This window comes from Humibacter sp. (genome assembly GCF_035547335.1).
Classification (GTDB): Bacteria; Actinomycetota; Actinomycetes; order Actinomycetales; family Microbacteriaceae; genus Humibacter.
On record NZ_DASZVF010000009.1, the window covers coordinates 230,717 to 252,548 of the forward strand.

At 69.5% G+C, this 21,832-nt stretch carries 16 protein-coding genes and 1 pseudogene; 8 read left to right on the top strand and 9 right to left on the bottom strand.

What is annotated here, in order from left to right:
• Positions 1–88 precede the first annotated feature (88 nt).
• Both VHB92_RS03050 and VHB92_RS03055 read left to right on the top strand, forming a co-directional pair.
• Entirely contained in the window at positions 89–859 is a 771-nt protein-coding gene (locus tag VHB92_RS03050) for a C40 family peptidase (protein ID WP_325451238.1), read from the top strand.
• 702 nt (positions 860–1,561) lie between these two features.
• Entirely contained in the window at positions 1,562–2,416 is an 855-nt protein-coding gene (locus tag VHB92_RS03055; protein WP_325451239.1) for a C40 family peptidase, read from the top strand.
• Positions 2,417–2,491: 75 nt separating this feature from the next.
• On the opposite strand, the gene VHB92_RS03060 is transcribed toward VHB92_RS03055, so the two are convergent.
• The 3 genes from VHB92_RS03060 to VHB92_RS03070 all read right to left on the bottom strand — a co-directional run bounded on the left by VHB92_RS03060 (position 2,492) and on the right by VHB92_RS03070 (position 5,372).
• Positions 2,492–3,952 (bottom strand): HAMP domain-containing sensor histidine kinase, encoded by a 1,461-nt coding sequence (locus tag VHB92_RS03060; RefSeq protein ID WP_325451240.1) that lies wholly within the window; start codon positions 3,950–3,952, stop codon positions 2,492–2,494.
• Complete coding sequence (locus VHB92_RS03065; RefSeq protein WP_325451242.1) at positions 3,949–4,731, bottom strand: response regulator transcription factor; 783 nt, start codon at positions 4,729–4,731, stop codon at positions 3,949–3,951. Before VHB92_RS03065 ends, VHB92_RS03060 begins: the two co-directional genes overlap by 4 nt.
• A 203-nt stretch (positions 4,732–4,934) precedes the next feature.
• Complete coding sequence (locus VHB92_RS03070) at positions 4,935–5,372, bottom strand: Lrp/AsnC family transcriptional regulator (protein ID WP_325451244.1); 438 nt, start codon at positions 5,370–5,372, stop codon at positions 4,935–4,937.
• A gap of 103 nt (positions 5,373–5,475) precedes the next feature.
• Here VHB92_RS03070 and ddaH point away from each other — a divergent pair, with 103 nt between their 5' ends.
• Positions 5,476–6,387, top strand: coding sequence for a dimethylargininase (ddaH, locus tag VHB92_RS03075; protein ID WP_333783391.1), 912 nt, complete (start codon positions 5,476–5,478; stop codon positions 6,385–6,387).
• Between the two features lie 89 nt (positions 6,388–6,476).
• On the top strand, positions 6,477–7,658 hold the full coding sequence (gene rocD / locus VHB92_RS03080) for an ornithine--oxo-acid transaminase (RefSeq protein WP_325451317.1): 1,182 nt from the start codon (positions 6,477–6,479) through the stop codon (positions 7,656–7,658).
• A 77-nt stretch (positions 7,659–7,735) separates the two neighbouring features.
• Here rocD and VHB92_RS03085 read toward each other — a convergent pair whose 3' ends face one another.
• Positions 7,736–8,815 (bottom strand): DNA glycosylase AlkZ-like family protein, encoded by a 1,080-nt coding sequence (locus VHB92_RS03085; RefSeq protein ID WP_325451246.1) that lies wholly within the window; start codon positions 8,813–8,815, stop codon positions 7,736–7,738.
• Between the two features lie 274 nt (positions 8,816–9,089).
• Here VHB92_RS03085 and VHB92_RS03090 point away from each other — a divergent pair, with 274 nt between their 5' ends.
• On the top strand, positions 9,090–11,366 hold the full coding sequence (locus tag VHB92_RS03090) for a glycoside hydrolase family 3 C-terminal domain-containing protein (protein ID WP_325451248.1): 2,277 nt from the start codon (positions 9,090–9,092) through the stop codon (positions 11,364–11,366).
• Positions 11,367–11,789: 423 nt separating this feature from the next.
• Here VHB92_RS03090 and VHB92_RS03095 read toward each other — a convergent pair whose 3' ends face one another.
• Positions 11,790–12,797: a hypothetical protein gene (locus tag VHB92_RS03095; protein WP_325451250.1), complete on the bottom strand. Its 1,008-nt coding sequence runs from the start codon at positions 12,795–12,797 to the stop codon at positions 11,790–11,792.
• Positions 12,798–13,226: 429 nt separating this feature from the next.
• Between VHB92_RS03095 and VHB92_RS03100 the strand changes: the two genes are divergently transcribed.
• Positions 13,227–14,702 (top strand): peptide MFS transporter, encoded by a 1,476-nt coding sequence (locus VHB92_RS03100; RefSeq protein ID WP_325451252.1) that lies wholly within the window; start codon positions 13,227–13,229, stop codon positions 14,700–14,702.
• 6 nt (positions 14,703–14,708) lie between these two features.
• Here VHB92_RS03100 and VHB92_RS03105 read toward each other — a convergent pair whose 3' ends face one another.
• A complete protein-coding gene (locus VHB92_RS03105) occupies positions 14,709–15,845 on the bottom strand; it encodes a hypothetical protein (RefSeq protein ID WP_325451254.1) in 1,137 nt (378 codons plus the stop codon).
• A gap of 242 nt (positions 15,846–16,087) precedes the next feature.
• Here VHB92_RS03105 and VHB92_RS03110 point away from each other — a divergent pair, with 242 nt between their 5' ends.
• Positions 16,088–17,389 (top strand): UDP-glucose/GDP-mannose dehydrogenase family protein, encoded by a 1,302-nt coding sequence (locus tag VHB92_RS03110; protein WP_325451255.1) that lies wholly within the window; start codon positions 16,088–16,090, stop codon positions 17,387–17,389.
• 107 nt (positions 17,390–17,496) lie between these two features.
• Positions 17,497–18,459, top strand: a complete 963-nt coding sequence (locus VHB92_RS03115) for an acetylxylan esterase (protein ID WP_325451256.1) — start codon at positions 17,497–17,499, stop codon at positions 18,457–18,459.
• 18 nt (positions 18,460–18,477) lie between these two features.
• Here VHB92_RS03115 and VHB92_RS03120 read toward each other — a convergent pair whose 3' ends face one another.
• The 3 genes and pseudogenes from VHB92_RS03120 to VHB92_RS03130 form a co-directional block, all read right to left on the bottom strand.
• Positions 18,478–19,242: a zf-HC2 domain-containing protein gene (locus VHB92_RS03120; protein WP_325451258.1), complete on the bottom strand. Its 765-nt coding sequence runs from the start codon at positions 19,240–19,242 to the stop codon at positions 18,478–18,480.
• Positions 19,239–19,745, bottom strand: coding sequence for a sigma-70 family RNA polymerase sigma factor (locus tag VHB92_RS03125; RefSeq protein ID WP_325451260.1), 507 nt, complete (start codon positions 19,743–19,745; stop codon positions 19,239–19,241). The genes VHB92_RS03120 and VHB92_RS03125 overlap by 4 nt, the downstream gene beginning before the upstream one ends.
• Positions 19,746–20,556: 811 nt before the next feature.
• Positions 20,557–21,792, bottom strand: a pseudogene (locus tag VHB92_RS03130) (alpha-hydroxy acid oxidase); the annotation flags it as partial.
• Positions 21,793–21,832 lie beyond the last annotated feature (40 nt).

Sequence of the window (21,832 nt, forward strand, 5' to 3'; positions counted from 1 at the left end):
GCCCGCCTGGTCCTTACTTATGCGCCTCTTCTCTTCAACGTACGACAACCCGACAACGACACTCACCGGAGCACGTCTCCCTCGAGCCGTGCACCGCGCGGGCATCCGCCGCCCCTTCTCGGCGGCGAGCCGTTCGGTGCGCCGCCACAACCTCACACTCGCCGTCGCAGGCATCTCGTTCGGCCTCATCGCAAGCCTCACCACGGCGCTGCCCAGCTACGCGGCGCACGCCGACGGCGCGCACGTCGCGAGCCGCGCGGTCGCTGCCACGCACCACGTCGCAGCGGGGCACGAGAGCAAGGCCGAGCTGCAACGCGCGGCGCTGCAGACGGCCGTCTTGAACGCCGCATCCCACGGCGACGTCCAGCGCCTGGATGTCGCATCCGATGTCGCTCAGCCTGCCGTCGTCCAGGACTCCTTCGGGTCCGTGGACGTCGCCGCCAACCTGCAGCGCACCTACGGCGTCGATCAGGGCATGGCACGCGAACTGGTCGCGACAGGCAACCCGAACGCCCGCGCCGCGATCGTCTCGACCGCGATGTCATACCTCGGCACTCCGTACGTGCTCGGTGGCGCCTCGCACAGCGGCATCGACTGCTCGGGGCTCACGATGGTCGCCTACGCGGCGGCAGGCATCGGCCTCGCGCACTACGTGCCGACGCAGGATGCCGCCGGATCGCCGGTCTCCGCCGCCGACGCTCAGCCCGGCGACCTCGTGGTCTTCGACAGCGAGGAGCACGTCGGCATCTACATGGGCAACGGCGCCGTGCTGCACGCCCCCACGGAGGGGCGGGATGTCGAGCTCGACCCGCTCTCGGACTGGGCGAGCATCCCGTACCACTTCACGCGCCTCGTCTGACCGTCGCGTCGGCGCGAACCTCCGAGCTTTATCAGGAACGCGCGCGACGACACCCGTTAGGGTGGATCCCGGTCGGCTGAGCCGTCCGCATTCTGGGGGAAAACGGTAGTCACAACCTCCGTACCCCACGCCTGATGGCGATGCGGAACGGGAGCAGGCTGGGAGCGCATGGGTCGGAGAGCAGCGACGATCGCGGGTCGTCCGTCGAACAACGGCACGAGTCACACGCCCGGGATCGAAACCGAGGATCTCTCCGAATTCATCGCCAGGTTCAGCGCCGACTCGCCTGAATCCGTCGCCTCGCCGCTCGCCGAAACCTCTCTCGCCGAAGGCTCGCTCGCTTCAGCCCCGCTCGCCGGGCCATCGGGCACGTCATCGGAAGCCGGTGTACACGCGCTTCCTGCACCGCGGTCCCGGCGAGAAGCGCGGGAGCGGATGCGCGGCCTCGCCTCCGGACCGGTCGCGGTCGACGAGCCGCTCGTCGCTCGTGAGGCCGCGCCGGTCTTGCCCTCGCGTCGAGCGCTTCGACAGTCCAGGACCGCCTCCGGCTCCGCATCGTCGGAGCCGTCGCGTCCGACCTCCTCACAGCCGGATGAGGAGATCGCGGCTCGCTTCGGCTCGGCACCGTCGAAACCGTCGCGTCCCACAACTTCGCCAGTGGCTGAGGAGATCGCGGCGCGTCCCGTCGCGACGATGCCCGGCGTGACAGCACGCGATGCAGAGCCGAGCGTCCCTGCGGCGTTCGTCGCGGAGCCACGAGTCGCCCCGGCGTTCGTCGCCCCCGCGTTTGCCGCCCCGGCGACCATGAACCCTTCCCGCACCACCCCCGAGACTGCCGATCGCGAGCCCCGGCGCCCCACCGGTCCGGTGGCGGTACGCGCGGACGGGAAGTCGCGTGCGCGGTCATCCCGCAAGCCGGCGCTGATCGCAGGAAGCGCGGCGCTCGCGCTCATCCCCGGGCTGATGTTCGCGGCTCCCGCCAACGCTGCCGAGTCGCTCAGCCCCGCGCAGTTGAAGGCCACCATTGACAGCAATTCGAGGCTCATCGCGCAGAAGCTGCAGGTCTCCGCGGCCGTCGCGGGCGGACCGGTCCAGAAGGAGAACTACGTGGCGGGCGCCATCGCCGGCATCGTGGCGGCCGAGTCGGGACCGAACGGCGCAGAGGTCGCCGTAGCACTGGCGGAGGCTCTGCAGTACGGCGGAGCGAGGGAGAAGATCGTCGAGACGGCGCTCACCTACCTGGGCGACCCGTACGAGCTGGACGGCACCTCCCATTCCGGCATCGACTGCTCGGGACTCACCATGGTGGCCTACGCCACGGTCGGCGTCTCGCTCGTGCACTACGTGCCCAGTCAGGATGCCGTGGCCACGCCGATCACGCAGGCGCAGGCACAGCCGGGCGACCTGGTCTTCTTCAACGACGACGCGCATGTCGCGCTGTATCTCGGCGGAGGCATGATCATCGAGGCGCCGGACTACGGCATCCCGGTGCGCATCGTGTCCCTCTCCACGTGGAGCGGCATCGGATACCACTTCGGAAGCATCCTGCACGACTGACTCGCGCGGTCTGCACGGGAGCGGTGGCCGGACCGGGGCGAACGGGCACCCGGCTCCCTCGCCGGGACCGACGCGTCAGTGCGACGTGAACGGCAGCGTGATGTCGACCGTGAGTCCCTCGCCGGGCGTGGAGGTGAGCCGGATCTCGCCATGGGCGGCATCCACCAGTCCTGCGACGATCGCGAGACCCAGGCCGCTCCCGGTCGTGGTGTTGCGTGCAGCGTCGACACGGGTGAACCTGTCGAACGCGACGGGGACGAAATCCGACGGCATGCCGGGGCCGTCGTCCACGATCGACAGGCACACTGACGACTCGTCGTGCCCGAGCCGCGCCGTCACGGTTCCCGCGCCCTTCGCCGCCCCGATCGCGGTGATGGAGTTCGAGATGAGATTGTCGACGACGCGGCCGAACTCCTGGCCGGAGAGCGCGACCGCCCTGTGGGTCGGCACGTCCGACACCTCGAAGTCGATGGTGCACGGGATGCGACGCACGGCGGATGCCTGTCGCATGCGGTCGATCGCCGCCGCCAGCTCGTTCTCGAGCTCCGGCCAGCTCGCCGACCCGCGGTCACCGTGGGCGTCGATGCGCGACAGCTCCAGCAGGTTGGTGGCGAGCGTAGACAGCCGCAGCACGGTCTGTTGAGCCTGACGGATGTCGGACAGCAACGCGTCGGGGTCTCCGGCGTCGAGCTCCGCCAGCTCGAGCTCACCGCGCAGCACGGCCAGCGGCGTACGCAGCTCGTGGCTGGCATCCGACACGAGCTGCTTCTCGCGATCGGCGGATGCGCGCAGCCCTTCGATCAGGCCGTTCAGCGTGACGGCCAGGGCCGCGAGCTCATCGCGCACGGGAGGCACCTCGAGCAGCTCGGGCGCCGCCGCCCGCCGCTCCTGGTCGCCCGCGATGCGCCCGCCGCTCGCCACCGCCACCCGTTCCGTGCCGGACTGCTGGCGAGCGAGCTGGTCGGCCTGCCGTCGCATCACGTTCACCGGGCGAAGCGCGGCGCGCGCCAGGATGAACGATGCGAGCGCGAAGAAGCCCACCAGGGCGGCCGCGCCCACGATGAGGGCGGCGCTGAGTCTGCCGAGCACGAGCTCGTTGGCATCCCCGCTGCGCGCGGTGACGATGTGCCACACGCCGTCCGCCCGCACGACGGGGGCGCTGCGCACCGTGTAGTCGCGTTCGGGGGTGCTGACCTTCGAGATGGTCTCGTGGTTCGCGAGCTGGATGCGCCCGAACGGCCGCAACGACTTCGGCAGACTCGTCATCACCACCTTCCCCGCCGGGCTCACGATGGCCACGTACTGGCCCTCGCCGGGAACGGTGTCGATGTCGCGCGGGTTCTTCGACACCTGCTGCGTGAACGGCTCGGCGTCGTGCTCGAGCAGGGTGACGGTCGCGTTGTCGAGGATGACGCTCACGCCCGCCCTGATCCCGACGACCGCGACGGCAGCGATGAGCAGCGCGACCACGAAGCTGCCTGCCGTGATGCGGGCCGTGATCGACAGGCGCCCCGAGAGGGCGCGGATCCAGTTCACCGGCTCGGCTCGGACGGCGTCCCGCGTTCGATGGTGCCGTTGCCCGCTTCATCCCGGCCGGATGCGTCGCGTCCCCGCTCGGCCGGAGCGGATTGCTCGATGGGCTCGAGCCGGTAGCCGAGTCCTCGCACGGTCGCGATGCGGATGCCGGTCTGCGACGCATCCAGCTTGCGTCGCACGTACGACACGTACTGGTCGAGCACGTTCTGATCGATGTGCTCGTGACCGCCCCAGATGTCATCGAGGATGTCCGCCCGCGTCACCATCTCGCCGGCGTGCATGGCCAGCAGCCGCACGAGCGAGAACTCGCGCGGGCTGAACGCCACCTGCTTGCCGCCCACGGATGCCTTGTGCTCCAGCGAGTCGATGGTCAGGTTGCCGACCCGCAGCGTCGGTTTGGTCGAGGCATCCCTGCGCAGGAGGGCGCGAAGCCTGGCCGCGAGCTCGGCGAACGCGAACGGCTTCGTGAGGTAGTCGTCTGCGCCGGAATCCAGCCCGAAGACGCGGTCCTCGACGGCGTCGCGCGCGGTGAGCAGCAGGATCGGCATGGTGCGACCGGACTCGCGCACCCTGCGGCACAACTCGAATCCGCTCATGCCGGGCAGCATCACGTCCACGGCCAGTGCATCCACGGTCGCGTCGCGCAGCGTGATGAGCGCATCCACTCCGTTGTCGACGGAGAGCACGTCGTAACCCTCGGCGATCAGGCCGCGACGCAGCAGCCTGGCCATGTCGGGGTCGTCTTCCACCACAAGCAGGCGGGCCGTCGGTTCGTCCACCCGATCATCGTCACAGAATCCGCTGTGTGCGTCGAGAGCGATTGCTATGGAGGCATTCAGGAAACGTCGCGGCGAGCTCCGTTCTAGCGCGTGCTCGTCCGGCTCTTCCCGTGCCGTTGCACCGTCACTGTGCGCAGGCGACGCACCGTTGCACCGTCACCGCGCGCAGACCGGTCGGTTGGCCGCGCGTTCCAGGCGTCACGTCACTCGATCTCGCGATGCACGAGACGCGAGAGCACGATGGCGCTCCTGGTGTGGTCGACGCTGGGCGCCACGCGCACGCGTTCCAGAGCGGCCTCGAGACTCGGGATGTCGCGGGACCGGATGCGCAGGATCGCGTCGGCGCTTCCCGACACGGTGCAGGCCTCCGCCACCTCGGGCACCGCGAGGAGGATGCGCTGGAGCTCGCTCGGCGAGACCGTCCCGCGGCAGAACAGCTCGACATAGGCCTCGGTGCTCATGCCGTCGATCGTGGGGTCGACGTTGATGGTGAACCCCCTGATGACACCGTCGAGAACGAGCCGGTCGATGCGGCGCTTCACTGCAGAGGCGGAGAGCCCGACACGCGAGCCGATGTCGCCGTACGAGGCGCGCGAGTTCTCGCGCAGCAGGTCGATGATGTTCCGATCCAGGTTGTCCACGACGTCATTCTAGGTGGATACGTTGCGTCAACCGAGTGATTTGCGCGGGAATCATGCAGCCGGTGGGATACACCCGCAATATCTCGGTGCGAAACTGGAAAGCATGACGGCCATCGATTCCACTGACGCACGCTTTCGCCCCGGATCGCGTGAACGGGCATCCGACACCAGTGCCGAGAGCGACACCGCTCCGCGTCGGGTGTCGTCCCACCGTACCTACCTGATGTGCCGTCCCGAACACTTCACCGTGAGCTACCGCATCAATCCGTGGATGCATCCGCAGGAGCCGACGGACACCCGGAAGGCCGTCGAGCAGTGGACGACTCTCTACGAGACGTTCGTGCGGCTCGGTCACGATGTGCACCTCATCGACCCCATCCCCGGACTCCCCGACATGGTCTACACGGCGAACGGCGGGTTCATCATCGACGGCGTCGCATACGGCGCGCTCTTCACGTACCCGCAGCGCGCACCCGAGGGCCCGGCCTTCATGGAGTGGTTCGGCCAGAACGGGTTCCGCGTGGTCGAGCCGAAGCAGGTGAACGAGGGGGAGGGCGACATCCTGCTCGTGGGCACGCGCATCCTCGCCGGCACGGGCTTCCGCAGCAGCGTGGAGAGCCACCGCGAGCTGGCCGAGGTGTTCGGCCGCGAGGTCGTCACCCTCAAGCTCGTCGACCCGCGGTTCTACCACCTCGACACGGCGATCGCCGTGCTCGATCCGCTCGACGGCGACGAGAACGCGAACATCGGCTATGTACCGGCAGCGTTCGACGAGGCGAGCCGCCGCAAGCTCGAGGAGCTCTACCCGGACGCCGTCATCGTGAGCGAAGAGGATGCCGGCATCCTCGGACTCAATTCCATCTCGGACGGGTACAACGTCGTGATCGCCAAGCGCGCCGTCGGCTTCGAGAAGCAGCTTCGCGAGCGCGGCTACAACCCGATCGGTGTCGACCTGTCCGAGCTTCTGCGAGGAGGAGGTGGCGTGAAATGCTGCACTCTGGAACTGCGCCGCTGAGCGACCGAGGGTTGAGCCTGTCGAAACCCGACATCTCTGTTGAACCGACTGATGCGCGGCAGCCGACCGCCGGCGCCGCCCGCGACCTTCTGCGCCTCGAGGACGAGCACGCCGCTCACAATTACTCGCCGCTGCCCGTCGTGATCGCCACCGGCGACGGGGCGTGGGTGACGGATGTCGACGGCAAGCGATACCTGGACTGCCTCGCCGCGTACTCCGCCGTGAACTTCGGGCACTCCAATCCCCAACTGGTCGCGGCCGCGAAGGAGCAGCTCGACCGCGCGACCCTGACGAGCCGCGCCTTCCACCACGATCTGCTCGGACCGTTCGTGACCGAGCTTGCGGCGCTCGCGGGCAAAGACCTGGTGCTGCCCATGAACACGGGCGCCGAAGCGGTGGAGACCGGCATCAAGGTCGCGAGGGCCTGGGGGTACCGCGTCAAGGGCGTGCAGCCAGACGCGGCGAACATCGTCGTCTTCAACGGCAACTTCCACGGGCGCACGACCACGATCGTGGGCTTCAGCGACGACCCGGACGCGCGCGACGGCTTCGGACCATTCACGCCGGGCTTCCGGTCGGTGCCGTACGGCGACGCGCAGGCCGTGGCCGCGGCGATCGACGAGAACACGGTCGCCGTGCTCGTCGAGCCGATCCAGGGCGAGGCCGGCGTGATCGTGCCTCCGGACGACTTCCTTCCCGAGCTGCGGCGGCTGTGCACCGAGAACCGCGTGCTGCTCGTCGCCGACGAGGTGCAATCGGGCCTCGGTCGCGTGGGCGAGACGTTCGCATGCGGCCTGTGGGGCGTCGTGCCCGATGTCTACCTTCTGGGCAAGGCGCTCGGCGGAGGCATCGTGCCGGTCAGCGCCGTGGTGGCGGATCGCGACATCCTGTCCGTCATCCGTCCCGGCGAGCACGGGTCCACGTTCGGCGGCAACCCGCTGGCGTGCGCGGTCGCGCTCGAGGTGATCCGGATGCTCGCCACCGGCGAGCCGCAGCAACGCGCCCGCGAGCTGGGGGCGCGTCTGCACTCCCGCCTGCAGGCGCTCGTCGGTCGCGGTGTGACAGCGGTGCGCGGCGCCGGCCTGTGGGCGGGCGTCGACATCGATCCGGCGGTCGGCACGGGACGCGAGCTTGCGGAACGGATGCTGCGCCGCGGCATCCTCGTGAAAGACACGCACGGTGCCACCATCCGCTTCGCCCCGCCGATCGTCGTCGATGCTGCCGATCTCGACTGGGCCGTCGACGAGTTCGAAGCGGCGCTCGCGGAGTAGCACCACCGCCGGTTGAGCCTGTCGAAACCCGTGTTCGCGGCGCGGTTTCGACAAGCTCAACCGGCGGTGGCGGAGACTCAGAACTCGGCGACGCGCACGCCGAGCCACTCGCCGAGATCCGCGATCTCCCCGCGCACCATCTCGTCCTCTTCGGGCTCGAACGGGATGAGCTCGTGCACCGCGTTGACGCGCAGCACCTGGTTCTCACGGTCGACCTCGGCGTCGAGCATGCCCATGAAGACGTCGCCGATCAAGATGGGATGCGCGAAGTATCCATATCGGCGTTGCGGCTTCGGCTTGAACTGCTCGAGCACGTACTCGAAGTCGAAGATGTCGCGCAGTCGGGGCCGGTCGAACAGCATCCCGTCGTACGGGCTGAGAAGTGCGACCCGGCCGTCGGTGTCGTCGTCGAGGTGGGCGAGGGCGTCAGGATCCACCCGCCACTTGCTTCGCAGTCCCTCGATGGTGGCGGGCTGGCCTGCCTCGCCCACGGGCGTCCACGGCGACTTGGCTTTCGCGAGGCCGGCGGCCTGCAACCGCCGTTCGTCGAGCATCCGCTTCGCTTCCGCCGGTTCGTACTCGGGCAGGTCTTGCGGGAACACCCGCTCGGTGATGTCCCAGACGCGATGGCGCCCCTCACGGCGAACGACGGCGATCTCGCCCGTGCGCGCGAGGAACTCGAGCATGCGAGGTACCTGATTGGGGCCGTACCATCCGCCCTCGTCGTTGCCCGCCACCGCGGCGGTGTCCGGGATGTCGGATGCGAGCAACGGCCCTTCGCCGCGCAGCCGGGCGAGCACTTCGGCGCGGAACTTCTCGTTCGCGGCCAGCCACTCCTTCGTGCTGTGGCGGACCGGCCGTGTGCGCATCCAGGGCAGCATCAACGGCAGGAGGCTGGCGGGCCGGAACGTGCCGTCCAACTCGAAGAGGGCCTTGTCCAGCTCGACGGCCTTCTTGAGCTGTCCGGCTTCGTACGACCAGCCGATGCGCGACCACAGGATCGTGTGCTCGGCGGGGGCGATCACCGAGGTCGGATCGATCTTGATGGAGCAGAGCTGCTCGGCCACCTCGACGACGTCGGAGGGTCGCTCGGCGTCGAGCAACTGCGCGCGCACCACGATGCGCCGTGCCTCGTCGCGCGTGAGGTGGTGCGTCACGAGTTCGAGGGTAGCCGCGGCCCTGCGGCGCGGACCAGGGCTCAGCGGAGCCGGCAGGGCTGAGCGGGGCCGGCGGGGCTGAGCGGGGATGAGCGGGGCCGGCGGGGCCGAGCGGAGCCGGCGGGGCTCAGCCGTTCCGGCCGGGACGAAGAGGCTCATCCGCTTGGACCGTCGGGGGAAGCCGGTTCGCACCCGACCGGGCCGGGGCTGTCTGCGGCGCGGGGCGAGCCGGAAACTCTCGCGAGCATCCGTCGGCCCGGAGAGAATGGATGCCATGGCCAACGACGTCGACGAGATGCTCTCCCAGCTCACCCTCGAAGAGAAGGCGGCGCTCGTCACGGGCGACGGGTTCTGGCACACGAGGGCCATCGATCGGCTGGGGATCCCCGCGATCACGCTCAGCGACGGACCGCACGGCGTCCGCCGCCAGCCCCCCGAGCAGGAGAACGGGATCGGCGGCAGCTTCCCCGCCACGTGCTTTCCGCCGGCGGTGGGTCTCGGCTCCACCTGGGACGTCGAGCTGATCGAGCGGGTCGGGCAGGCGCTCGGCGACGAGTCGAACGCGCTCGACGTGCAGGTGCTGCTTGGCCCGGGCATCAACATCAAGCGCTCGCCGCTGTGCGGGCGCAACTTCGAGTACTTCTCGGAAGACCCGCTCGTCGCCGGTGAGCTCGGCGCTGCGCTGATCCGCGGCATCCAGTCGAAGGGTGTCGGCACGTCGCTCAAGCACTACGCGGCGAACAGCCAGGAGACGGACCGGTTTCGGGTGAGCGCCGACCTGGATGAGCGCACCGCCCGCGAGATCTACCTCGCCGGCTTCGAGCGCGCGGTGAAGGATGCCTCTCCCGCCACCGTCATGGCCGCCTACAACAAGGTGAACGGCGTGTACGCCACGGAGAACCACTGGTTGCTGACCGAGGTGCTGCGCGACGAGTGGGGATTCGACGGCGTTGTCGTCTCCGACTGGGGCGCGGTGAACGACAGGGATGCCGCCATCGCGGCGGGCCTCGACCTCGAGATGCCCGAATCGCAGGCCGGCCCGGCCGCGATCGTCGCCGCGGTGCGTGCAGGGTCTCTGGACGAGGCATCCCTCGACGCTGCGGTGCGGAACGTGCTGAGCCTGGTGTTCGACCATGCACATCTGGTCGCAGAACCCGGGCGCAAGCTCGCCGTGCCCGAGGAGCTGGCAGTGGCGCATCACGCCCTCGCCAGGGAGGCGGCGTCGAAGGCGGCCGTGTTGCTGAAGAACGAGGGCGACATCCTTCCGCTGTCGGATGACGCATCCATCGCCGTCATCGGAGAGTTCGCGCGCAACCCTCGGTACCAGGGTGCGGGAAGCTCGCAGATCGAGCCGACGCGGCTGGATGACGCGCTCACCGAGATCCGCCGCATCGCCGGCTCCGACGTGACGTTCGCGCCCGGCTTCTCGCTCACGGACGGGGTGGATGCGCGCGAGCTGCAGCGCGAGGCCGCGGCCGTGGCGGCAGCGGCGGATGTCGCCGTCGTCTTCCTGGGGCTGCCGTCCTCCGCCGAGTCGGAAGGGTACGACCGCACTGACATCGACCTTCCGACGAACCAGATCGCGCTGCTCGCCGAGGTGGGGCAGGCGAACGCCAACGTCGTCGTCGTGCTGTCGAACGGGTCGGCCGTCCGGGTCTCGAACTGGCAGGCCGGCGCTCGCGCGGTGATCGAGGGGTGGCTGCTCGGGCAGGCGGGCGGCGGGGCGATCGCGGACATCCTGTTCGGCAGGGTCAACCCGTCCGGACGCCTCACCGAGACGATCCCGGAGCAGCTCGAGGACAACTCCGCGTTCCTCGACTACCCGGGGAGCGACGGGCACCTGGAGTACGGCGACGGCGTCTTCGTCGGATACCGCTGGTACGACGCGCGTCGGCTGCCCGTGAGCTACCCGTTCGGGCACGGGCTGTCGTACACCGGCTTCGAGTACTCGGGACTGTCGATGAGCGTCGAGGGCACGGATGCCGACCTGGCCGTTCACGTCTCCGTCACCGTGACCAACACGGGGGCGGTAGCGGGCCGCGAGGTCGCCCAGCTGTACGTCGCCGCGCCGAGCAGCCAGGTGCGCAGGCCGGTGAACGAGCTGCGTGGGTTCGCGGCGGTGGAGCTGGATCCGGGTGAGAGCCGCGAGGTCTCGTTCACGCTCGGATACCGCGACTTCGCGTACTTCCACCCGACGCTCAAGCGGTGGTACGTCGAGAACGGGTCCGTCGACATCCTGGTCGGAGCGAGCTCGCGCGACATCCGAGAGCAGGGCAGCGTCGAGCTGCGTGTCGACGAGCACGTCGCTCCGCTCGACAGGCAGTCGTCGCTGGCCGAGTGGATGGCGCATCCCGGTGGACAGCAGGTGCTGTCCGGTCTGCTTCAGCAGGCGGCCGCGCAGAATCCCGCGGCGGCGGACATGTTCCAGAACGAGGAGCTCGTGGCCATGATGGGCTCGATGCCGCTGCGCCGGATCGGCCGCTTCCCTGGCGTGGGTCTCACGGACGAGATGGTCGACGCGATGGTCGCCCAGGCGAACGCCGCCGGATAGGGTCCAGCCGCCGCGGCGCGCGGCGCGGGCGCGCGCCGGCCGCCGCGGTCGCGCGCGGTCGAGCCTCGCGAGGTGAGCATGCTCTCATCGACAGTTGCACCCGCAATCGTGAGGGGTGCCGGCGTCGATAGCTGCGGTCGCCACCGACAGCTGCCGCCGCCATCGACACGGGGTGCAGACGACATTCCGTTTCATTGACAAATAGTGCTGATCACGTGGCGGTGACTCGCACTTTCTGTCGGTGAGACGGAATGTCATACCGCGGCAGCCGTAACCGCCGTGTGCCGAGGCACCTTACGAGCGCATGGCGCCGGTGAGCGCCACCGCGCGACATCCCGTTTCACTGACAGATAGTGCTGATCACGCCGGGCCCACTGGCATTTTATGTCAGTGAGAGCGGGTCTCGCTGCGTTACTGCTGCGATCATGGCTGTCGGTGCGTGCGAGGCCTGGCCGTACCCGTGGGTATTGGCACCGCCGTTGACCTCTTTGATTCCGCGGTCGACCTCGTAGATTGCACCGCCGCACGCCGCAGGGCACGACGCACCGCGAGCACGATGGTGCTCGGGTCGTCGAGGTCGTCCTGCGTCGCGCGGATGATCCGCCACCCCGCGTCGTCGAACAACACGCCGCGGCGCAGGTCGTCACGCCACCTTGCCTTGTCCTGGCGATGATCGTCACCCTCGTACTCGATGCCGAGCCTTGCGAACGGGTAGGCGAGATCGGGATGCAGGATCCGCCCGCCCAGCACGGCCACCGGATGCTGAATGGCCGGCTCGGGCAACCGGTGAGCGACGAATGTCAGCCGAAGCAGCGACTCCGGACGGGAATCCACTCCGGGCCTCAGTCGGGGCAACGCCCATCGGATGTTCGCAGCGCCGGGTTGCCTGCCGAATCGCGCCCGTGCTTCCTCGAGGTCCGTCAACGAGCAGAGCGGCGGATCCCGTCGGCCGTGGCGCATGCGCTTACCTGAAAGGAGGAAGTCTCCGGCGGCGACCAGGTCCTCAGGCGAAAGCAGTGCTGCCAGCTGGCACCAGGTCTGCGCCGGAGAGGTGACCGGGATCTCCTCCAGGAAGCGGCGATCGACATCCCGCAGGAGGTGACCGATGACGCCTCGTGCCCGAGGCTTGCTCCCGCGGATGTCGCCGACATGCACCTCGGTCGGTCGGCGCAACCGCAAGGGGAGTGGGATGTCCCACAGCAGGGCCGCCGTGACGCTGCAGAGCACTTGCCCGTCGTGCAGTCGCGGGGCGTAGATCCTCGCCCGATCGAATGCGTCATCCAGGCAGAGGCCGACGCTTCGGATTCCGTGGAAGTGGGCATCGAGATCCCTCCCCCTGAGCCGCCCGCGCGACAGCTGGTGGAACCCGTATTCGGAGACATGGAACGAAGTTCCTCGAACGTGCGGTGGCAACGGGGTGAGAGCTGGCACCCCTCGAGCCTGGAGCGAGCGGGATGCTGCATTCAAGGTATCCACAGATTTCGCTCTCGCCGAGCGGCGTGTGCCCCTGTGGACGCAGGGCGCACCCGGGAATCTGCGGCTCCGAATCCGGATGCCGGCCGATCTCGCGCACCCCAACTCCCGCGGATCCCGCTTTCACTGACAGAAAATGTCGATCGAGCGCGCCCCATCCGCATTTTGTGCGAGTCAAACACGTTCTCGAACCCTGCCGGGCGGTGGTCGGGCAGGCGGCGCGGGGGCGAGCGGCACGGGCAGGGTCGCCGACAGAGAGGCGGGGCGGGCGGGCAAGTGGCCCGGGTGCGCGGCGCGGGCGCGTGCCCGCGGTCGCGCGCGATGGCACGTCCCGGGCGGCGCTGCAAGCGGGGTACCGCGCCGCACACGGAGGCATAGCCTGAGGACATGAGTGCGGACGCGGGGGCGTCGACCGACACGACGCGAGAGAAGCACGAGAAGACCTTCTTCGGGCAGCCGAGGTCGCTGGCCAACATCTTCGGCGTGGAGATGTGGGAGCGGTTCTCGTTCTACGGCATGCAGGGCATCCTGCTGCTCTATCTCTACTTCTCGGTCGCCGACGGCGGACTCGCCATGCCGAAGCCCACGGCCGCCGGGATCGTCGGCGCCTACGGCGGTGCCGTCTACCTGTCGACGATCATCGGCGCCTGGGTCGCCGACCGGCTGCTCGGCTCGGAGCGCGTGCTGTTCTACAGCGCGATCGTCATCATGTGCGGGCACATCGCGCTCGCCCTGCTTCCCGGCTTCCTCGGCGTCGGAGTCGGACTTGTGCTGGTGGCGGTCGGCTCCGGTGGCCTCAAGGCCAACGCCACGGCCGTTGTCGGCACGCTGTACGACGAGCACGACACGAGGCGCGACGCCGGCTTCTCGATCTTCTACCTCGGCATCAACCTCGGCGCGTTCTTCGGGCCGCTCCTGACCGGGTTGCTGCAGTCCACGATCGGCTTCCACTACGGATTCGGGCTGGCGGCGCTGGGCATGGCGATCGGGCTCGTGCAGTACTCCTTCGGGCGCAAGCGGCTCCCGGATGAGGCGCGGCGCGTATCGAATCCGCTTCCGCGATCGAGGTACGCGCTGTGGTGCTGCATCGCGGCTGCCGGCGTGGTCGTGATCGTCGTGCTGACGCTCGTCGGCGTCATCCGCGCCACGAACCTGTCCATCGTCGTCATCATCGTGACGATCGCTGCTGCGATCGCGTACTTCGCGATCATCCTGTCGAGCAGGCTGACGGATGTCGAACGCAGCCGCGTCTTCGCGTTCATTCCGCTTTTCATTGCGAGCACGGCGTTCTGGGCCCTTTACCAGCAGCAGTTCACCGTGGTCACCTTCTACTCCGACAACCGCCTCAACCGGGATCTGTTCGGCTGGGACTTCCCGATCTCGTGGGTGCAGTCGATCAACCCGATCTTCATCATCATCCTCAGCGGCGTGTTCGCCGCGATCTGGACGAAGCTCGGCGACCGCCAGCCGTCGACGCCGATGAAGTTCGCGCTGGGCACGGCGATCATGGGCGTCGCGTTCCTGCTCTTCCTGCCGTTCGCGGGAGGCGGCAAGAACACCACGCCCCTGCTGGCGATGGTGGGCATCCTGTTCGTGTTCACAGTGGCGGAGCTGCTGCTCTCCCCGGTCGGGCTGTCGGTGTCGACGAAGCTCGCGCCATCCAGGTTCCGTGCCCAGATGGTGGCTCTGTTCTTCCTGTCCGTCGCGCTCGGCACGGCGCTGAGCGGACAGCTCGCGGAGCTCTACTCGCCCAAGACCGAGGCCTGGTACTTCGGCGTGCTCGGCCTCATCGCCATCGCGATCGGCGTGGTGCTCGGCCTCATGACCAAGCCGTTGCGGCGCCTCATGCGCGGCGTGCGCTGACCGGTCTCAGCGGGCGAACGGGCCCAGCTGCGTCAGGAACCAGATCGAGACCGCGGTCGCCACGGCTAGAGCCGCGCCGCCGATGATGATCCCGGAGAGCGCGAAACCGCGAGGTCGCCCGCCCAGGTAGCCGACGATGCCGAGGGCGATGGCTCCGAATGCCGGGATCCAGGCGGCGAGGCTGAGCCCCGGAACGACAGCGAACACGGCGGCGACGATGCCCACGATCATCGCGACGAGTCCGAAGCGCGCCCGCGGGTTGCCCTGCGGTGGCGCGGGCGCGGCAGCGCTCAACGACCAGCGGATGGTGGTCGCGTCGGCCGCATCTGGATGCGCCGCTTCCGGATGCCATGTCGTGTCGACCGGAAACGGGAGCGGAGCAGACGAGGCGGGCGCGGCGTACGCGGACGCCGTCGGCTGTACGTAGGTGGGCTCCGGGTGAGCGGCGCCGAAGAACTCTGTGGGCTGCGCCGAGCCGGGCTGTGCCGGGCCGGGCTGCGCCGAACGGGGCAGCGTGGAGCCGGGCTGCGGATGGCCAGGTTGGGCAGAGCCGCGCTGGGGATGGCCGGGTCCGCCTGCGGACTCGGGGTGGGCGTGCCCGTATCCGGTGGGCGGGGGAGACACGGGCGAAGACTCGGCGGGCTGACCGTAGGCGGGGTACGCAGGCGGTGCGTACTCGGCGGGAGCACTGCCGGCGAGGGTGGGTGTCGGTGGTGCGGGCGGGGTGAGCGCCTCGGCTGACCGGGTGTCGGCGCTGGGGTTCGGTGCGGCGATGCTCGCGACATCCTGCCGCGCGCCGAAGCTGTCGGACGACGCGGACGACGGGCCGACCTGCGCTTCGCCATAAGGACGTGTGGGATGCGAGGACTCGAGGTCGGACGAGAGCGGAGCTGAGGCGAGGGGATCCTGCGCCTGGGCCACGAGCGGCACCGGCATCAAGGGTGCTTCCATGGACCGTGCCGAGCGCCGGGCGGGCCGCATGATGGTCGAGTCCTCGATGGCGTCGACAGCCGGCGGCGGGACGGCCGGCTGGGGCCGATGGGCAGCGCGGGAGATACCCGTCCACTCCGCGCCCGACCAGTACAGCTCCTCCGCGTCGTTCCACGGATTCGGGTACCAGCCCGCGGGAATCTCTGCGCCCATGCGACGAATCCTAACGGCGCCAAGGCGGTCGGGCCTGGGCGGGGAAGCGAAATCGGCAGCGGCGGTGACCCCCGGCATCCGCTCAACCTCGAAGCGGTACGTTCGAGGCGAGCGACCGCTGCGAGGCGGAGGCGCGGAGTGTCTTGTGGCAGTCCGGCGGCATCCGTTGCGTACCGTCTGCGGCGGATCGGCTGGGCGTTCGGAGCGGCGAGCGTTCGACAACGACCTGAAGCGAGGAGTCCATGCGAATCTCGGTCACCGGTTGCGGCTACCTCGGTGCGGTGCACGCCTCGGCCATGGCTCAGCTCGGGCACGACGTGGTGGGCATCGATGTGGATGCGAACAAGATCGCGCGCCTCTCGGCGGGCGAGCCGCCGATCTTCGAGCCTGGACTCCCGGAGCTGCTGACCGAGTCGATCGCGTCGGGGCGGCTTCGTTTCACCACCGATCCGGCCGAGGCTGCCGACGCGACGGTGCACTTCATCGCCGTCGGCACCCCGCAGGCCCGGGACGGGCACGCGGCCGACCTGAGCTATGTGGATGCCGCCGTCGATGCGCTCCTGCCGATACTCGGTCCTGGCCACGTCGTCGTGGGCAAGAGCACGGTTCCGGTCGGCACCGCCGGACGGCTGGCAGATCGGATCCGCGCGACGGGCGCTCGGCTGGTGTGGAATCCCGAGTTCCTGCGTGAGGGCTTCGCGGTGCACGACACGGTGGAGCCGGACCGGCTGGTGTACGGCGTCGAGCACGGGGACGAGGCATCCGTGGTGGTGCTCGACGAGGTGTACGCGCACGCGCTCGACTCGGGCACGCCGCGTCTGGTCACCGACTTCGCGACCTCCGAGCTCGTGAAAGTGGCCGCGAACGCGTACCTGGCGACGAAGATCTCGTTCATCAACGCCATGGCGGAGATCGCCGAGGCGACGGGCGCCGACGTGACGCAGCTCGCGGATGCGATCGGATACGACGCCCGGATCGGGCGGCGGTTCCTGAACGCGGGCGTCGGCTTCGGCGGCGGATGCCTGCCGAAAGACATCCGCGCGTTCACCGCCCGGGCCGAGGAGCTCGGCCGCGGCGAGGCCCTGGCGTTCCTCAAGGAGGTGGATGCCATCAACCTCCGGCGCCGCGGCCGCGTTGTCGACCTCGCCACGGCTGAGCTCGGCGGATCCGTCGTCGGGCGCAAGGTCGCCGTGCTCGGCGTCACGTTCAAGCCGCACTCCGACGACGTGCGCGACTCTCCAGCGCTCGACGTGGCCGTGGCGCTCAAGGGACTCGGTGCGAACCTCGTCGCGGCGGACCCGCGGGGCGTGGCGAACGCGCGGTTGCGGCATCCGCAGCTCGAGTACGCGGACGACGCGACGGATGCCCTGCGCGACGCCGATCTCGTCATCCTGGTCACGGAATGGCCGGAGTACACCGGGCTGGACCCCGTCGCCACGCGCGAGCTCGTGGCCGGCGCGATCGTCATCGACGGACGCAACGCGCTCGATCGCGAAGCCTGGACGGCCGCGGGATGGCGGTATCGCGGCATGGGCCGTAGCTGACGCCCGACACCGGCGGTGGGGGTGCCGGAGCGGTTTCGGCCGGCTCGACCGGCGGCGGGCGACGGCTGTGGGCGGCGAGGCGGGTGCAGCACCAATATCCTGGTGCGATGTTCACCGACCTCCCCGAGCACGAGCTGCGCGCGTACACCAGCGACCAACGCGAACCGGAAGACTTCGACGCGTTCTGGACGGAGACCCTCGACGACGCCAGGTCGTTCCCGCTCGGCGTCGTGCTGACGCTCGTCGAGACGGGACTCGCGACGATCGATCTCTACGACGTGACGTTCAACGGATTCCACGGGCAGCCGATCAAGGCGTGGCTGCGTGTTCCGGCCGGCACGTCAGGGCCGCTGCCCACGATCGTGCAGTACCAGGGGTACGGCGGAGGGCGCGGGCACGCGCTGGAGAACCTGCTGTGGGCATCCGCCGGCTTCGCGCATCTGCTCATGGACACGCGCGGTCAGGGCTCGAGCTGGGGCCTCGGCGACACCGTCGACCCGGACGGCAGCGGTCCGGCGTATCCGGGTGTCATGACGCGCGGCATCGAGAGCCCGTACACGTACTACTACCGCCGCCTGTTCACCGACGGCGTGCGCGCGGTCGATGCGGCCCGTTCGCTCGACCTGGTGGACGCCGACCGCGTGGTCGTCGCGGGAGGCAGCCAGGGCGGCGGCATCACGCTCGCGGTCGCCGGCCTCGTGCCCGACGTGGCCGCGGCGTTCCCGCGGGTTCCGTTCCTGTGCGACTTTCCGCGGGCATCCGTCATCACCGACAACATGCCCTACAAGGAGATCGGCAACTACCTGGCGGTGCATCGCGATCGGGTCGGCGCCGTTCACTCGGTGCTCACGTACTTCGACGGCGTGAACTTCGCGAAGCGCGCGCAGGCTCCCGCCTGGTTCTCGACGGCGCTGATGGATGCCACGTGCCCGCCCTCGACCGTGTTCGGCGCGTTCAACGCGTACGCAGGCGCATCCAAGGAGATCGTCGTCTGGCCGTACAACGGTCACGAGGGCGGAGCGCTCGAGGACGACCAGCGCATGCTGGCCACACTGGGCGGGCTGTTCTAAGCGCGGTCTCGCGCCGGGCTAGCCCTTCGCCGTGGCGTGCACGGGTGCGGCGAGCAGCACGGCGCCCGTGTCAGTGGCCCTCAGCTCGATGCGGTCGATGTCATCCGCCTGGATCGACGTCGCACCGCTGGCGTGCACCACATCGCCTGGGCCCGCGTACCACGTGGCCACCCGGTCGGAGGTGCCGTCGCGGGCGATCGCCCACAGCGCGTACTCCCACCTGGACGTGCCGCCGGCATCCGGCGACCAGCTCGAGTCGGCCTTCCAGTCGCACACCATGCCGATCGACGTGCCCCACTTCTTCGCCGTGAGAGTGACGCTCGCCGTGAGCGGGCTCTTCGACGAGGATGCCGCAGCCGGCGGCTGCAGGCTGGTCGCGAAGGATGCCGCTGGCGGCTCGCTCACTATCGAGGGCACGACGAGGGCGACGGCTGCCGCGACCGCCGCAGCGGCCACGAGCGCGCCGGCCAGCGACCACCTGCGCATCCTGCGCCGCCGCTTCACACGGTGCAGCAGCGACGACACAAGGTCGGGCGCCTGGGGCGGCTCTGCCTCCAGCAGTCCCGTCGCCTCCTCGGCGGAGAGTGTTCCGAGCAGGCCGGGCATGCCGGCGAGCTCTCCGATCTGCGCCGAGCAGATCGGGCACGACGCCAGATGGTCCTCGTAGGCGCGACGATCGGCGGGCGTGAGCGCGCCCAGCACGTAGGCGGCATCCCACTCGTCGAATCGCTCGTGGTCGTTGCGCGCGTCGTTGGACGCCTCGCGCGCGAAGCGGTCGTTCATCGGGTCACCCCCTTCTCCTGAAGTGCGAGCCGAAGGGCGAGCAGCCCGTAGTGCATGCGCGACTTGACCGTGCCCTCCGGAATTCCCAGCTCGCGGGCGATCTCGGCCGTCGAGCGCCCGCCGTAGTACGCGTGCACGATTACCGCCCGGTGTTCCGCCGACAGCGTGGCCAGGGCGTCCGCGACCAGCCAGGCGTCGAGCCGGGCGTCCGTCTCGTCGGCGGAAGCGATGTCGGGAAGCTCGTCTGTGACGACCTCGTGCTTGTGCCTGGCGCTGCGCGCACCGTCGATGACGAGGTTGCGCGCCACGGTGAACAGCCATGCACGCGCGGATGTCTCGCTCTGATCGAGCACCTCGGGCTTGCGCCACGCGCGCAGCAGCGTCTCCTGCACGATGTCGTCGGCTTGCGCGGTGTCACCCGTGAGCGAGACGACATACCGCCACAGCGCCGCACCGTGCTCATCGTGGAGGGCACGCACCAGCGCAGCTTCGTCTGCTGTCATGCTTCCTCCTTCTCCTGCGCGGATGCCTCTGCTCGCCCGGGAGCGTCGCCTGTCCCCCGTCGCCTGTCCTTGTTCGCCACTTCGGCCGCCCGACTTCGATCACTCGGCCTCAGTCACTCGGCCTCGGCCGCTTGACCTCAGTGTGCGCCTGTCCGGGAGCGGACGCGCGTGTCTGGCAACAGCTCGCCGATGCGGTTTCGATCGGCATCCACTAGGTACACGAGACAGCACCGCGATCGGTTCACTCCCGGGTCCGGCAGGCGGATGCCGACCGCTCACCGGCCCCGTGTGCGTTGCGCCTGCGTACCTCCCGGCGCTCCCGCGTACGGCCTCACCCCTCAGCGCGAGACTCGCTCTCCGGCCGGCCTTCGGCCGACGCTGCGGACGATGCCGAGGCCGCCGTGCGCCTCGGCGCGGCGGTCTTCGCTGCGGTCGTGGTCGACGTCTTTCTGGCGGTCGTCTTCGGCCGGGAAGTGCTCGCGGCGCTCGTCGCTGCTGCGCTCCGCGCGCTCGCCGCGCCCGTGCCCCGCCGTGCGCCGGTCGTGGCCTTCGCCGGCTTCTCGTCGACCGTCGCCGCGGTGGCGCCTTCGGCGGTCGCCCCGGTGGCGCCTGCGGCGGCGCGGGTGCGCGTCGCGCGTGTCCTCGCGGGAGCCTCGACCGTCGCCCGACGGGTCGTCGACGAGCTCGCCGTCGCGCTCGCCGGCGAGGTGGACGATGTCGCAGCGCCGCCTGTCGTGCCGGTGGCAGCAGTGCTAGAGCGCGAAGTCGTGCCGCGGGAACGGGTGGGGGAGGCATCCGCTGCTTCCGTGGCGGTCCGCGGAACGGGCATCAGGCGGGTCAGCTGGGTGACGTGGGAGGGGTTCAGCTCTTCGAGGCTCGAGACGCCGAGCAGGCGCATGGTGCGGCGCAGCTGGGTGGCGAGGATGTCGATGGTCTTGTCGACGCCCTCGCGCCCGCCCGCCATGAGGCCGTAGAGATACGCCCTGCCGACGAGCGTGAACTTGGCCCCGAGCGCGATCGCCGCGACGATGTCCGCGCCGTTCATGATGCCGGTGTCCATCATGACGGTGGCGTCCTTGCCCACCTCGCGCACGACATCCGGAAGCAGCCAGAACGGCACGGGCGCCCGGTCGAGCTGCCGACCGCCGTGGTTCGAGAGCACGATGCCGTCGACGCCGAGGTCGATGAGACGCTTGGAGTCTTCGACGTTCTGCACGCCCTTGATGACGATCTTGCCCGGCCACAGCTCGCGGATGACCGCGAGGTCCTCGTAGCTGATCGTCGGGTCCATCGCGGCGTCGAGCAGGTCGCCCACCGTGCCTCCCGTCGACGACAGCGACGCGAACTCGAGCGGAGGCGTGGTGAGGAAGTCGATCCACCACCACGGCCGGGGGATGGCGTTCACGATCGTGCTCAGGGTGAGCTGCGGCGGGATCGAGAAGCCGTTGCGCTTGTCACGCAGCCTTGCGCCGGCGATGGGGGTGTCGACGGTGAACATGAGCGTGTCGAATCCGGCCGCCGCCGCCCGTCGGGTGAGGCCGTAGGAGATCTCCCGGTCGCGCATGACGTAGAGCTGGAACCAGTTGCGGCCGGCCGGGTTGGCGGCCTTGACGTCTTCGATCGACGTCGTGCCGAGCGTCGACAGCGTGAACGGGATGCCCGCCGCGCCTGCGGCCGCCGCCCCGGCAGTCTCGCCCTCGGTCTGCATCAGGCGGGTGAACCCGGTCGGGGCGATGCCGAACGGCAGGGCGGAGGGGCCGCCCAGGATCTCGCACGAGGTGTCGACATCGACGGCGGGCCGCAGGATGTCGGGGTGGAACTCCACGTCCTGAAACGCCTGGCGTGCACGCGCGAGGCTGATCTCCGACTCGGCGGAGCCATCCGTGTAGTCGAAGGCGGCCTTGGGGGTGCGGCGCTTCGCGATCGCTCGCAGGTCGTCGATCGTGTACGCGGCATCCAGCCGGCGCTTCTTCCCGTTGAGCTCAGGCTTCTTGAACTGCATGAGCGGTGCGAGGTCTCGCACCTTCGGGAATCGCCGCTGCACCATGTGTGCTCTCCTTCGTCTCTTCGGTCTCGTGTCTACGACT

What these genes read in the sequence shown, in the direction of transcription:
- ddaH (WP_333783391.1), top strand. Translation starts at nt 5,476, where the DNA reads ATGACGGCCATCGATTCCACTGACGCACGCTTTCGCCCCGGATCGCGT.
- VHB92_RS03090 (WP_325451248.1), top strand. Translation starts at nt 9,090, where the DNA reads ATGGCCAACGACGTCGACGAGATGCTCTCCCAGCTCACCCTCGAAGAG.
- VHB92_RS03100 (WP_325451252.1), top strand. Translation starts at nt 13,227, where the DNA reads ATGAGTGCGGACGCGGGGGCGTCGACCGACACGACGCGAGAGAAGCAC.
- VHB92_RS03105 (WP_325451254.1), bottom strand. Translation starts at nt 15,845, where the DNA reads ATGGGCGCAGAGATTCCCGCGGGCTGGTACCCGAATCCGTGGAACGAC.
- VHB92_RS03110 (WP_325451255.1), top strand. Translation starts at nt 16,088, where the DNA reads ATGCGAATCTCGGTCACCGGTTGCGGCTACCTCGGTGCGGTGCACGCC.
- VHB92_RS03115 (WP_325451256.1), top strand. Translation starts at nt 17,497, where the DNA reads ATGTTCACCGACCTCCCCGAGCACGAGCTGCGCGCGTACACCAGCGAC.
- VHB92_RS03120 (WP_325451258.1), bottom strand. Translation starts at nt 19,242, where the DNA reads ATGAACGACCGCTTCGCGCGCGAGGCGTCCAACGACGCGCGCAACGAC.
- VHB92_RS03125 (WP_325451260.1), bottom strand. Translation starts at nt 19,745, where the DNA reads ATGACAGCAGACGAAGCTGCGCTGGTGCGTGCCCTCCACGATGAGCAC.